The sequence below is a fragment of the Lysinibacillus sp. UBA5994 genome (assembly GCF_002429725.1).
GTDB lineage: Bacteria > Bacillota > Bacilli > Bacillales_A > Planococcaceae > Lysinibacillus > Lysinibacillus capsici.
In genome coordinates this window covers 73,271-86,906 of sequence record NZ_DJAU01000012.1, presented here as the reverse complement: position 1 = coordinate 86,906, position 13,636 = coordinate 73,271, and the positions used below count along the sequence as shown (strand labels likewise).

The window sequence follows — 13,636 nt, the reverse complement described above, 5'->3', positions numbered from 1 at the left end:
AAAAGGAAATTTTGTTTACTCAACAATTACGCTTATGCTCAAAGAAGGTATTCACCTATTAAACACAGAATATATGGATAGCACTCTAACACTAAGCGTAAGGTGGTACTTGAATGGATAAAAGAGTTGTCTTTGATTTTGAAATTGAATTTACCAATGGTGGTGGCATACAAGGGCAGGATTTTCGCCTTGATATTGATGGAGATGACATATCGGACGAAGAGCTAGCTAAGTATATTGTGGAAGATATGAGGTTGCTCATGGTTGGCAAGGTAACGATCCTAAACAAAAAAATTATTAATGAAAAACATAAACGAAAACCTCTTGATGAGCAAGAAAGTACATGAAGCTCGTTGAAAGCGATACTATTTGATTTAGATGATACCTTACTTAATCGAGATCATGCTGTCGATAACCTGTTTTATATTATTTTGGAAAAATACTATGGTGCTATTCAGGGTATGCTCAAAAAGGACATGCTGGAAAGATTTAAGGAATACGATAAAAGAGACTATGGGATTGCTGATAAAACCAATGTTTTATCATCGTTTTTTGATGCGTTTCCATCAACCTTTCAATTACCTCGCCATGACATGCAAGATTTTTGGGATCAGCAGTTTCCATATTGCTTTTCTATTGATCAACATGTGTTGAAGGTTCTCCAAACGATTAAGAAGCAAGTACAAGTTGGCATTATCACAAACGGCTCTACACAGCGACAAAAGGCTAAAATCACACATACAGGTTTAGCTAGCTATTTTGATGTTATCCTTATTTCGGAGGAAGTAGGCTTAACTAAGCCTGACAAACGCATATTTGAATTAGCTCTACATCAGCTCCAAGTTCAGCCAAATGAAACCTTATTCGTTGGGGATGACTTAGCAAAAGATATTGCTGGTTGTCAGCGAGCAAGGATGAAGGGCATATGGTACAATCCTCATCGGCTCACGAATCCTACTGACATTAAACCTGATGCAGTGATTCATTCATTTGAGCAATTAATAAAAGGAAGAGCCCTGTTTAACTAGGACTCTTCCTTTGACTGTTACACCATTTTCCCTACTACTTTTACCTTCAATCTTGTTGCATTTTCTGGATGATACGCGAGAGGTGTTTCTTCTACTTCCACTAGCTCAATGGTATCTTCAAGAGCACCTGCTAATACGGCTTGTTTCACAGCCTTGTTTTGTGCATCCTTCAAGGATTCCTCACGCGGTTCTTTGGAATAAATATAAATTTGCTCATATTGACCACTAATTTGTGCAATCGAGGCTCCGATGGCATTCGCAACACCACCGTATTCAGATTTTACAATTGTGGAAACGCCCCGAATATTTTCTGGCACAATGATACCACCACCCCCTACTAAGACTAATGACACATCCTCTGAGGAAGTTTTCATCTTATCAATCGCCTGTTCTAGTAACGAAGAAATTTCTTCTTGAACGGCTTTGGCAAAGGCTTCATCAATATGTGCCACTAACGTGGAATCACCTACATCTGCTAAGCCTAAACGGACAGCGATATCTGTTGTCGTTAAGGTCGAGCCACCGAAAACAAGGGCCTCCTCACTGATTTTATAGCCTACACTATCCGGCCCGACTGTAATTTTGTTGCCGTTCACACGAACAATACTTCCCCCGCCAAGTCCGACTGAAATAATATCTGGCATCCTAAAGTTTGTCCGAATGTCTCCCACTTCAACTGCGACCGAGGATTCTCGCGGGAAACCATCCTGTAATACACCGATATCTGAAGTGGTACCCCCAACATCCAATACCATTGTGTTTTGAATTTGAGATAAATACGATGCTCCACGGATACTATTTGTTGGTCCACAGGCAATTGTTAAAATTGGGAATTGCTTGGCGTAGTCGATAGACATTAATGTACCGTCATTCTGGCATAGATACACCTCTACATCAAAAATGCCTTCCGCTTGTAACGCCTGTACAAAGCCCTGTGTTGTTGTCTCAATCACCTTACATAATGCAGCATTTAGAATCGTAGCATTTTCACGTTCTATTAACCCGACTGAACCTATTAATGAGGAGCAGGAAATTGGGAATTCCTCGCCATAGACTTCTTGAATCCATTCACGAACCTGCAATTCTTGATCATTTTTAATAGAGGAAAAGACACCAACAATCGCAATGGATTCTACTTGACCACGCCATTCCTCCAGTAGTTTTGTAATTTCCTGTTGATCAAGCGCACTCAATAATTGGCCGTCATATTCATAACCACCATGGGCAATGGCATAATTACCAGATAATTTATCAATCATATCTGCTGGCCAAGCTGTATAAGGGAGTACGGAAGCCGTCGCTGGATAACCTAGTCGAATGACACCAACCTTTGCTAGCTTTTTACGTTCAACAATGGCATTGGTGCATTGTGTTGTCCCTAACATCGCATGAGTAATTTTTGTTTTGTCAATATTTGCACCCTCTAGTAATTGTTGCAGTGACTTTTCAATCCCTGTTTTAATATCTAAGCTTGTTGGTGATTTCACACTGTAAATAAGCTGGCTATTATGGTCTAAAAGGATGGCATCTGTGTTTGTTCCACCTACATCGATTCCAATTTTATACATGCTCTGCTACCTCCTTTTTCACCAATTCCTCAATTGGCGTATACTCATATTCATAGCCAAAGTATTTGGGTCCAGCTGTTTCAATACCTTTTGCTGTACGCCATTTTTCATGTGCTGGTAAGCCAATCACACGCACACGTTTACCATATTTTAAGCTCTCTGTTGTAACAGGCAATAAAGTTTCATAATCCACCAAACAAATTAAGTCTGGTGTCATCGCTATAACCTGCTCGTTTTTCTCAGCTAATAAGTTTTCATTTTGGAAATGAACCTTCATTTGATCATTTTTATAAGATTCAATACCTTCAAGATTCATTTTACCTAGGTTAAAGCCACCCTTCGTTTCACGAATAACATCCACTATTTTTCCTTGGAAAAGCTCATATCCATCCGTAAGCTTTAAAAGGCTTTGTAGCTTATCGTTCACCTCTTGGTCTTTCGAGGCAATAATTTCACCAATTTTTTCAGAAAGCGTCACTATATGATGAACACCGCTTTGTTTAATTTGCGCACCCGTTGTTGGGTAGAGGCTCACTAAAGAACTAGCGCCCATTTCTACTGTTGCTGTTCGGGCGATACGCTCGGTCCATTTATTATCAATGGTTTCAAAAATACCAATATTCCCTTTTTCATCAGTGATGGCCATTGGCGTTGCCGAAATCCCATCTAAGTGGAATGTCACCATTTGTAATTCCGGAAATGCACGCCCCATGCCATCACAATCAATCAATGGTAAGCCAAGCTGTGCTGCTACTACAATAGGAATCATCGAATTGACCCCACCTGCTTCCATTGGATAGGTACCTGCAATTTTTTCTTTCCCTAAATATTGGGCAAGCTTTTGGAAAACCTTAACAAACTCATCGCCACGTGGGAATTTTTCTACTAAAACTGATGGTGCCCCCATCATTGCGGCTGGAATGAAAAAATCATCATCCGCAATTTCATCCACTGAATACAATTTTACAGGGCCATTTTTTTCGATAGCAGAAAGCGCCATTAATTTTCCAATATAGGGATCTCCTCCCCCACCTGTTCCTAAAAATGCTGCCCCTATGGCAATATGTTCAATAGCTGCCTGATCTAAATATCTCATCTATGTTCCTCCAATATGACCGTTTTTTGTACAGATACACGATACCCAACATAATAAATCACGAATGAAATAATGATGCCAATCATCGGTTGGTTTGGTAGTGCTGGCAATGCAGGGAATAAGGAAAATACCACTGGCATACAGGCAATTACAGCACCTACTAGCCAAGAAAATACACCTAATCGATTGACCCCTTCAACTTCCTGCCAGCTATCTGTTTTGCCTTTATGAATGACCCAGTAGGAAGCAATCATCACCCCTGCAACAGGCGGAATCATCGCCGATAAAATTGACATGATAGGTGTAAAATAATTTAAAATCCCTACAACGGCTAAGATTGTGCCAATTGTACCCGCCACACCTATGGCTAATCGTTCTTTGTTTTTAGCAACATCAAATACATTAATTAAGGCAATTCCACCTGAAATTGCATTGACCAAATTGGTTTTCCATGTTGCTAAAATCAGACCCACTCCACCAATAAAGGGTGTTGCGATATGCAGAAAGACTGCTGTAATATCACTTGTTTGATAGGCAATCGTTAAGACAGCTCCCACAGCAATCATTAGCACCCCTGCAGGAATAATCCCTAATGTAGCGGCTTTGAAAACGTCTGAACGATTTTTTGAAAATTGCGAATAATCACCCGCTATAACAGCCCCTAATGCAAAGGACCCAATCGTTACAGCTAAACCATCCATAAAGCTCATATTGCCCTGTGGCTGATAATCCCGAACGAGCTGTAGTTGCTCACCAGTTAATATTTGACCTAAACCATACAGACAAATGATGACGAGCAATGGTACGGCGATATAGCTTAAAATACGCAACACCTTCATCCCATAAAGTGCGGATACGACCATGACCATACCACTAATGAATGAAGCGATTGGAATAGGTATATTCAAATGATAGATTGCTAATAAATTTGCTAAGGCTACGCCACACACATTGGCCTGAATGCCAAACCACCCTAAGCAAGCAATAGCTAAGATAATGGATAATATTGTACGAGAGCCCTTTTTTCCAAACACTTGTCCTGCTATATGGACAGTGGGCTTTCCTAAATCACTGCTTTGCATGCCTTGCAAAATCATGATGATCACGACAATAGCATAGCCTACAAAAGCAACAGCCAGTGCCTTTGATAAACTCATATTGGTAATCAGTGCGTTACCGACTAATAAACTGGGAATACAAATCATGGCACCAGCCCAAATAATGCCTAAGCTATACCAAGATTGACCTTTATTTTCATTTTGCATGTGACTCCCTCCTTATTTGGTGATGGATTAATGTTTTTAATTATAGAAGATAGGTAAGAGTTGAGTCTTTTGCGCAAATGAAAAAAATAATCTGAAATTTTGTTCAAAATGACAAAATTTCAGATTATTCTAATCATTAATCAATCGATATAGCATGCAAGCCATGTAGGCATCATAAAATTCCGAATATACGGTAACATCTGTGCCAATCAGCTCACTAATTTTTTTGATGCGGTATTTCACCGTGTTTTTATGGATATAGAGGAGCTCTGCACAGCGCTCCACACTAGCATTTGCATCTAATAAAAAGGTTATCAAAGTCTGCAAGGAATCATGGTCACGTATAATGGGTTCAATTACAGACAAATATTCTTCAATCATTTCCTCGCCCTGCTTACTGACATCAATTGCCCTTTTCATGGAGCGCACTTCCGCTGCAGTAAACAATTTTCGCATCGGATAAATCGTATGGGCTTTGTCCCCCACCTGATTGACCAATTGATACATTTGACGAACAGACTTTGTATTTCTCATTTTAGGTGCATAAACAATTTCTGCGATTTGGGCATCATACTGAGTAGTTTCACTATATTCAATGGCAATCTCAAACTCATGATACTTATAAAAGCAATTGCCTACCAGTACAATCATACAATGGTCAATGCATTGGATGACTCTTGTTTGATAATATTTGGACAGTTGCTCTTCTAATTCATCGCGAATTCTTTTTTCGTCTGCTAAATCATGCATGTAGACAAGCCACATCATTTGAATGGCGGAAACATCAATATGAAGAAGATTGGCTAATCTTCTCATTTTCTCCCCTTCGTCATTGATAATAGCTTTAACTAAGGCATATTCACTAACCTCATCATGCTTGTCTCCCCATAAATTTATGGCTACTTGCACAACCTCACTTACTTTTTCAATTGTCTTAGCAGGTAATTTTGTATTTTCTTTAATCAGAAATAAAAATAGCGGCTCGCCATTTTTTTGATGTACTCTTTTATAGTCTACGACACAGGCGACATCACTTCTTAGCAGCTCGAGCTTGCCTGCTTCCCTCTGAAAATTGGATTGGGAGCATTCTTCAATGACATTCGCTACATCTAATGATGAATTTCGTGGCCACATCACTTGGTTCACAATGTCAAAATGACTATTGGTGAGTACAATATTCGCCTTTAAACGATCTGAAAGCATTTTCAGTGTAATTTCAACACTTCTTAAATGCTCAGGTAGTAACGATACCTTTTCTAATGTCTCTTTGACAAAATGATCATTAACGCCTTGATTACTAACAATCGCTTCCATAACCTCATAGATAACCTCGTTATAGCGCAGTGAATAATCATTTCGCGGCATACAAATGATAATAAAGCCTTGTGCCTCCGCTAACGCAAGCACTTCTTCTGGAATATCAGGCAATACAATACCGACATAATATAAAATAAGCCCCAGCTCTCCTAAATCATGTAAATGCTGAATCGTTTCACATTGCTGCTCCACACTATCTCGAATGGAGTAAAAGGAGCTAATGACAAGCTCCTCTGCATACCATTCCTCCTGTACACGGTTAATAATTTTCGAATAAAAATCAACATTCGATACCTCTAATACAGATAGAGATGATACGGTACGGTGCAGATTATCTCGCCCTGTTAACACCTCTGCGCCACGAAAAGATGGCAATTGTAATAATTCATTGACCGTTACCCCATGTTCCACCACCACTTTTCTTTACAACTCTTTTGAAGAAGAATACCATATCCCCTACTATCTTTCAAAATACAGTTTGCTCTCTATTTTAACTGGTAGCTTGTTAGTGTTAAAATAGTAACTAAATGGATAAGATCAGAGAGGAAAATGAGGATGTCTAATCAGACAAAAACCATTGGTACAAAAATCCGACACAGTCTACAGGCAGATTGTCAAAGCTGTTTTGGCTTGTGCTGTACCGCTTTAAATATTGTGGCTTCTAGTGATTTTGCGATCAATAAACCCGCAGGCACGCCATGTCCTAATTTGCAGGATAACTATAGCTGTCACATACATAGTCAGCTACGAGAGACAGGTTTTAAGGGCTGTACCGTTTTTGATTGCCTAGGCGCAGGTCAACAGGTTTCACAGGTGACATTTCATGGACAGGATTGGCGACAATCTCGTGAGCATGCTGACAAGATGTTTCGTGTTTTTCCTATTATGGAACAGCTTTACGAAATGATTGCGTATGTGGCGGAGGCTTTGTCCTATCAGGTGGATAATATGCTTTATGAACAGCTACTTGCTCAATTGAAGCACCTACAGCAGACAATAGCTCAGGATGCAGATACCTTATTAGCATTGGATATGGTAGCTATTCGTATGCCGATCAATGCACTATTGCTCCAAACTAGCGAACAAATTCGCCAGCACAGTGTGAAGGGAAAGACTTCTAGAAACTTGAATCAGCGTGGGGCTGATTGGATGGGCAAAAATTTAAAAGGCAAGGATTTACGAGCGACTGATCTAAGGGGGAGTTATTTAATAGCAGCTAATCTTCAAGATGCAAATTTACAGGGAGTAGATTTCATCGGGGCTGATTTGCGAGATACCAATTTACGCGGTGCTGATCTTTCAACAAGTCTGTTTTTAACCCAAATGCAAATCAACGCCGCACAGGGGGATCGTTCGACTAAATTACCTTCCTATATAAAACGACCTGCTCATTGGCAATAAAAAAAGGTAGATGGCGTTTTACGCTCATCTACCCTTTTTCATTAGGCTTGTTTCTTTTTATAAAGCACAGTAGCCGCCACTAACACAAGTAAAATAGACTGTCCTATGATTGTTTCCACCGTTGGATAGAAGCCAATCAAGCTAATAACAGGTAAGCCATCAACAATCGTTGTGGACAGATTATCTGTCAGCTGCAAAGTATGCAGACTGACACCAATAATTTTAAAGGCTAGCACATAAATTAAAATAGTTGCTACTGCAAAAAATTTGTGAATTGGAATTTTGCCACTTGCTTTAAATAACACAACTGCAAGTACAGCAAGAATGAGCAGTGCCACCACAATTCCAAGTATAAACTGCGACGTTTCCATTTTAGGTGCAATCCCCGCATAAAAGACTAGTGTTTCTGCACCTTCACGGAAGACCGATAAAAAGCTAATCATAGCCATCGCAAAAATAGAGCCACTCGAAATGGCATTACCCATTTGTTTGGAAATATAGCGATTCCAACTGACCACGCTTGATTTACTATGCAGCCAAATACCCACACCGATCATCATCGCTGCAGCAATTAACCCTACATAGCCTTCCATTAACTCGCGATTCGTATCAATCGTTGCCGAATTTAAAATCGTCGACATAAGGATGGCAGCTACGGCGGATAATAGAACGCCGACAAACGCTCCGACATAAATCCATTTGCGCATCTTGTTTTGTCCTGATTTATTAAGGAATGACACTAAGGCTAAAATAATCAGTAATGCCTCTAGTCCTTCGCGTAATAAAATTAACGCAGCGTCCCAAATGGTGTAATCGGTATCCCCTTGAATTAGCTCAATTTCAGTACGGAATATATTTAATTGTTTGGTAATAGCTTGCTGATCGACGTTGGATTTTAATAAATCACTCGCGATAATCGGCATATCACTTTCAATTTTCGTGTAAAGACTACCATTACGTGTGGAGATTTCAATTTCTACGCTTGGCCAAATGGTAATAAACTCACGTATTTTATTTGAAGCCGCCTGGTAATCACCAGCATTGACAAAATCATTGGCCTCATCTATATAGGCAATTAATGTCGCTAATGAATACTCCCCCTCTACCACTTCGGCTGTTTCTTTACCAGCTACAAAATCCTCAATCGTTTGCTTTAAAGCAGCAAATTGAGATTGCATAAGCGCTACATCAGGCTCCTCAGCAGAAATAGAGATACGAAGAAATGCCATTTGTGTTTCGATTTGCCCGTACATTGCGATACTTTGTTCACGCACAGGTCGCTCATTTTTATTCCATTTACTATTAAAATCTTTGTAGGCTTCATCAATGGCCTGAATATCACCACTTGCTAAAGCTTTTTCAAAGTCTGCCATTATCGGCTTAAATTTTTGTCCAAACTCTGCTCGCTGTGCCGCTTCATCCACTGGATTTTCAAGCTTTTCTAATGCACGCAATGCATTGGATAGTGCGGATAGCGCCTCTAAACGCTCATCCTTAGACGTTGCCTCAGTAGCCTGTGCAAGGATTTCATCAACCTTTGCTTTTGCCTCTTTCTGCTCTGAAGATACTTTAGCCCAATCAATAGCAAATTGTTCAAGTGCCTGCTTGGCCTCCGCCTCTTTATCCTGCTTTGTATTCATCAGTGCATCACTAATCGCAATATAGAGATGACTATAGGACTGCGCAGCTTGCACAGGTAAAGCTAAAGTCAGCATAAGGGCAAACACGATACTACAGCGCGTTAAAAAGTGCTTCACCTAAATAACTCCCCTTTTGTACACCAGGGAAGCAAGCAAACACGGCACTGCCTCGATGGGTAATGTACTCATTCATTTTATCCATACGCCCTAAGCTATTTTGGATGGTTGTAAATTGGGCTGGGTCTTTTTGAAAAGAAATAAAGATTAGCCCCGCATCATGGGTCCCTGTATTCGACATCACGCCTGACGCATAAGAATAAGAGCGTCGCAAAATACGCGCACCTGATTTCCGCGCCAAATGGACATGTGATGTATCAGGCATAATATAATTGCCCTTATCATCCTTTGCCTCTACATCAAAATCATCGAATTCCTTTGTTTTGCCAAAAGGTGCCCCACTGTCGCGGTAACGGCCAAATGTTGCCTCTTGATCTTTCAATGATGTACGATCCCAAGTTTCAAGATGCATTTGAACTTTACGTGCAATTAAATAAGAGCCACCCTTTAACCAGCCTTTATCCACCCACACGACCTCATTTAAGTCTTTTTCATCCGTAATGGCTGGATTTACAGTACCGTCCTTAAAGGCGAAGAGGTTTCGTGGTGTCCCTCCACTAGCTGGAAACGAGTTAAAGCCCGCCTGTGACCATTTTATTTCTACTTTACCTGAAGCAGCTCGTACTAGATTACGAACAGCATGGAAGGCCACCTGCGGATCATCTGCACAAGCCTGAATACACAAATCACCACCTGTGTATTCTTTCTGTAGCTGATCTTTAGGGAAATGTGGTAAATCCTTTAGCTCCGCTGGTTTTAAATGCTGGATGCCCAGTTTATCAAATAATGAAGGCCCGACACCAATGGTAATGGATAGATTAGATGCATCTAAGCCCTCTGCCTCTCCAGTATCGCCAGTTGGCACTCTTGTATTTGTCGATACATCGACCATGACTTCACCATTCATTAAACGCACAACAAGGGGTGTCCATTGCTGGAACAACGCTTGTAGTTCCTTCTTTGATGTCACTAATACATCTAAAGAAGCAAAATAAATATTCGTCTGTACAGGTGTCACAATACCTGACTGATGCTTGCCATAGAAATTGACCTTATTGCTAGCCGTCGTGCTATCTGCTACTGGCTCAAAGACATCATAGCCCATTGCTTTCATGACACCACCCAAGCCAGAGGCACCGATGGCAACACCTGCCACACCGATACCTGTTAGCTTTAACATATCACGTCTAGAAATTTTTTTATTTATAAATTTTTCCTCGTTTGACGTTGTCATTGTTTATGTTCACTCCAAAATGATACCCATTTGACTTAATGGTTCTCCAAGCTGATTCACCGCTGCTGCCAGTGCTTTTGTGTTTTCCTCCGTTAATTCTTCGTAAGATATATAGCCACCATCAGCCGTTGTATGCTGTGCTAATAAATCGTCTACTGCTTTGAATTTTTCATCAAGTGTTGCCACTAATGTAGAATCTTTTGCTTCTAATTTTGAGCGTAAAATCTCAAAGATTTTTTCTGCGCCTTCAATATTTGCTTTAAAATCATAAAGGTCTGTATGAGAGTAAATTTCTTCCTCACCTGTAATTTTAGATGTTGATACTTCATTTAATAAATCTACTGCACCTGTAATCATTAAGTCAGGTGTCACTTCCACTGTTTGCACAAGTGCATGCAATTCCTTCGCATCTGCAAGAAGCTGATCTGCTACAGCCTCATAACCTTTTGTTGTATTTTCTTCCCAAAGCGCATACTCAAGCTTATGGTAGCCTGACCATTCTTCCTCACCCTTACCTTCTTCTTGAATATCTGCTAAACGTCCATCGATGCGAGGGTCAAGATCACCGAAGCTTTCCGCAATTGGCTCAGAGCGTTCAAAATACATACGTGCTGGCGCATACGCTGCCTTTGCCCCTTCAATATCGCCTGCTTTGAATAGGTTCACAAATTTCTCTGTATCTAGTAAAAATTGATCCATTTGCTCTAACGCAAATTGTTGATAGGCTGATAATTCAGAAGATAAATCCACCTCTTTTGTAGCTTGCTCCGCCTGTTCTGTTGCTGGCTTATCTTCTTTTTTTACTTCTTCTGTATTGCCACAGCCAGCCATTAAAATGCCTCCTGCTACTAATACCGACAAAAATGATTTGTTTTTCATACTTCGTACCTACTTCCGAATTTGTTTTATATTGTGATGATAATGATTATCATCATCTATTGCAACAACTATTTTTGTAAATAGAAAAAAACGTCATTTTTCAGTTATTCTTTACAAACAACTAGAAAAAAGACGTTTTTTCTACAATATAATGATTCTAATCTACAAAATTTTTGCTTGTTTCAAATTTTCATGTTTTCCATGTAAAAGGTAATAAAGCACAATCGACACTAAAATAACAAAGACCATCGAGAAGAAAATCGAGCTGTAGCCCATAGATGGTACAAATAAGCCTAAGAAATAAGGCCCGACACCTAAGCCTAAATCATAAAAAATAAAATACGTAGATGTCGCAAGTCCTAAACGCTCATTTGGTGTTACTTTGATGGCAATTGCCTGTGCCACCGAGTTGAAGTTTCCATAGCCAATCCCGATACAAGCGGCAGCGATTAAAAAGGCAATCGTAGTTGTTGCTGAGCTAAAGGCATACATGCCTATTGCAAACAACACTAAGCATGGATAGATAATGATATTTGCCCCTCTTGTATCAAGCAATTTCCCTGTAAATGGACGTGTAGCCAAAATGACAATAGCATAGATAATAAAGAAGTAGCTACCTGCTGATACTAAATCTAGCTCCTTTGCATAAAACGTCATAAACGACATCACACCTGAATAAGCAAAGCCAATCACAAGTGCCACAAAGGCAATCGGTACTGCACGCATTTCAATAAAGTTCGTCACTTTAAACCCAGCCTTTACAGCTGTATCCTTTGCTTTTTTCGGTGCATCTGGCACGGTCACAATGTAATACATAAAGAAACAAATAATCGCTAACACAGAATCTACTGCAAAAATCATACGATAATCTGCAAATAGCTGTGTTAATAATATTCCAATAAATGGGCCAATGGCTGTGGCTAGAATAGCGCTTAAGCTATAATAACCAATCCCTTCTCCACGACGCTCAGCTGGTAAAATTTGTGCAATAATGGTACCTGTTGCTGTACTGGCAATCCCTAGTGCAATCCCCTGTACTAAACGATTGATCATCAGCAGTGGTAAATTGCCTGCTATAAAATAAGACATTGTTGATAACATAAATAATAATAGTCCACAAAATAATGTTTTTTTGCTACCCCAGTCTCCAATAATACGCCCTGTCCCAAGACGACCTAATAGTGTCCCGATAATAAAAATACTCGATACAAGCCCCGCTGTACTTGTAGAGGCATTAAAATGCTCCACCGCATATGCTGCTATCGTAACCATTAATAAATAAAAGATTAACGTAATGGTAAAATTAATAAGTGAGACAATTAAAAAATCTTTTGTCCATAGTTTCTTTCTGGTTGCTTCCACGTTGCTCTCTCCTATTGATTAATATTCATACAAATTCTTGCTAAAACCTGTGTCGCAATGTCAATATCTTGTTTTGGCACGCCTGCCAAAGCCTGCTCAAAAAATGGATGTAGATGCGATTTTATTTCCAGCACAAGCTCTTCCCCATGCTTTGATAGGTGTACCAGCTTTTCACGCTTATCCTTGCCCGTCATCGTTTCCACATAGCCTAGCTCCACCAGTTTATGTACAAGCTTCGTGACACTTGGCTTCTCTATAGACATGAAATTCGCGATATCTACAAATGAATGTGGACCCTTATCATTCAAGAAACGAAGCACTGCCCACTGTGAGCTATATAACTGATAGGGTTCAAGCTGCACATTCAACTGATTAATAAACGGCCGATACATTAAGCGGTACTGATTAAAAAATTCCTGTTCAATTGTCACACTATCACTTCCTTTTATATTAGTTAGCCTAGCTAACTATATACCTAAAAACTCTATTTGTCTAGTAGGAAATAAGCGAAACATCGCTCTTGGGGGTGAGTGGTATCCTGCTCTATCCACTTAAACGAGGCGTATCCTACACTTTCTCTGTTCTATCCATCACTTTGCGCGTTCTATCCGCTACTTTCCTTGTTTTATCCGTCACTTTCAGCAATCTATCCACTTACACGAAGCGTATCCTCCACTTTCTCTGCTCTATCCATCACTTTGCGCGTTCTATCCACTACTTTCCTTGTTC

At 39.9% G+C, this 13,636-nt stretch carries 12 protein-coding genes; 3 read left to right on the top strand and 9 right to left on the bottom strand.

Features of this window, described 5'->3' with window-relative positions; translation table 11 throughout:
- Positions 1–113: 113 nt before the first annotated feature.
- Together B3D98_RS02825 and B3D98_RS02820 are read left to right on the top strand one after the other, a co-directional pair.
- Entirely contained in the window at positions 114–347 is a 234-nt protein-coding gene (locus tag B3D98_RS02825; RefSeq protein ID WP_288580399.1) for a cyclase, read from the top strand.
- Positions 348–353: 6 nt separating this feature from the next.
- Positions 354–1,028, top strand: coding sequence for an HAD family hydrolase (locus B3D98_RS02820; protein ID WP_281216625.1), 675 nt, complete (start codon positions 354–356; stop codon positions 1,026–1,028).
- 17 nt (positions 1,029–1,045) lie between these two features.
- On the opposite strand, the gene B3D98_RS02815 is transcribed toward B3D98_RS02820, so the two are convergent.
- The 4 genes from B3D98_RS02815 to B3D98_RS02800 form a co-directional block, all read right to left on the bottom strand.
- Positions 1,046–2,596, bottom strand: coding sequence for a hydantoinase/oxoprolinase N-terminal domain-containing protein (locus tag B3D98_RS02815; protein WP_112117839.1), 1,551 nt, complete (start codon positions 2,594–2,596; stop codon positions 1,046–1,048).
- The gene (locus tag B3D98_RS02810) at positions 2,589–3,692 is read right to left on the bottom strand and encodes a DUF917 domain-containing protein (protein WP_103117851.1); all 1,104 of its coding nucleotides are present in this window, start codon (positions 3,690–3,692) and stop codon (positions 2,589–2,591) included. The genes B3D98_RS02815 and B3D98_RS02810 overlap by 8 nt, the downstream gene beginning before the upstream one ends.
- A complete protein-coding gene (locus B3D98_RS02805) occupies positions 3,689–4,957 on the bottom strand; it encodes a cytosine permease (protein WP_288580393.1) in 1,269 nt (422 codons plus the stop codon). Before B3D98_RS02805 ends, B3D98_RS02810 begins: the two co-directional genes overlap by 4 nt.
- Positions 4,958–5,086: 129 nt before the next feature.
- Positions 5,087–6,691, bottom strand: a complete 1,605-nt coding sequence (locus tag B3D98_RS02800) for a PucR family transcriptional regulator (RefSeq protein WP_066037435.1) — start codon at positions 6,689–6,691, stop codon at positions 5,087–5,089.
- Between the two features lie 138 nt (positions 6,692–6,829).
- On the opposite strand from B3D98_RS02800, the gene B3D98_RS02795 reads away from it, so the two are divergent.
- On the top strand, positions 6,830–7,675 hold the full coding sequence (locus B3D98_RS02795; RefSeq protein WP_288580388.1) for a pentapeptide repeat-containing protein: 846 nt from the start codon (positions 6,830–6,832) through the stop codon (positions 7,673–7,675).
- A 41-nt stretch (positions 7,676–7,716) separates the two neighbouring features.
- Here B3D98_RS02795 and B3D98_RS02790 read toward each other — a convergent pair whose 3' ends face one another.
- From B3D98_RS02790 to B3D98_RS02770, 5 genes are all read right to left on the bottom strand, one after another.
- Positions 7,717–9,432, bottom strand: a complete 1,716-nt coding sequence (locus tag B3D98_RS02790) for an FTR1 family iron permease (protein ID WP_288580386.1) — start codon at positions 9,430–9,432, stop codon at positions 7,717–7,719.
- Positions 9,407–10,666: an iron uptake transporter deferrochelatase/peroxidase subunit gene (gene efeB / locus B3D98_RS02785; RefSeq protein WP_048390318.1), complete on the bottom strand. Its 1,260-nt coding sequence runs from the start codon at positions 10,664–10,666 to the stop codon at positions 9,407–9,409. Before efeB ends, B3D98_RS02790 begins: the two co-directional genes overlap by 26 nt.
- 9 nt (positions 10,667–10,675) lie before the next feature.
- Positions 10,676–11,545 (bottom strand): iron uptake system protein EfeO, encoded by an 870-nt coding sequence (gene efeO, locus B3D98_RS02780; RefSeq protein WP_048390316.1) that lies wholly within the window; start codon positions 11,543–11,545, stop codon positions 10,676–10,678.
- A 162-nt stretch (positions 11,546–11,707) separates the two neighbouring features.
- Positions 11,708–12,907, bottom strand: a complete 1,200-nt coding sequence (locus B3D98_RS02775; protein ID WP_054550885.1) for an MFS transporter — start codon at positions 12,905–12,907, stop codon at positions 11,708–11,710.
- A gap of 11 nt (positions 12,908–12,918) precedes the next feature.
- Positions 12,919–13,338, bottom strand: coding sequence for a MarR family winged helix-turn-helix transcriptional regulator (locus tag B3D98_RS02770; RefSeq protein ID WP_259419097.1), 420 nt, complete (start codon positions 13,336–13,338; stop codon positions 12,919–12,921).
- Between the last annotated feature and the right edge of the window lie 298 nt (positions 13,339–13,636).

Coding starts and splice junctions, on each gene's coding strand:
- B3D98_RS02825 (WP_288580399.1), top strand. CDS start 114: ATGGATAAAAGAGTTGTCTTTGATTTTGAAATTGAATTTACCAATGGT.
- efeO (WP_048390316.1), bottom strand. CDS start 11,545: ATGAAAAACAAATCATTTTTGTCGGTATTAGTAGCAGGAGGCATTTTA.
- B3D98_RS02805 (WP_288580393.1), bottom strand. CDS start 4,957: ATGCAAAATGAAAATAAAGGTCAATCTTGGTATAGCTTAGGCATTATT.
- efeB (WP_048390318.1), bottom strand. CDS start 10,666: ATGACAACGTCAAACGAGGAAAAATTTATAAATAAAAAAATTTCTAGA.
- B3D98_RS02795 (WP_288580388.1), top strand. CDS start 6,830: ATGTCTAATCAGACAAAAACCATTGGTACAAAAATCCGACACAGTCTA.
- B3D98_RS02815 (WP_112117839.1), bottom strand. CDS start 2,596: ATGTATAAAATTGGAATCGATGTAGGTGGAACAAACACAGATGCCATC.
- B3D98_RS02810 (WP_103117851.1), bottom strand. CDS start 3,692: ATGAGATATTTAGATCAGGCAGCTATTGAACATATTGCCATAGGGGCA.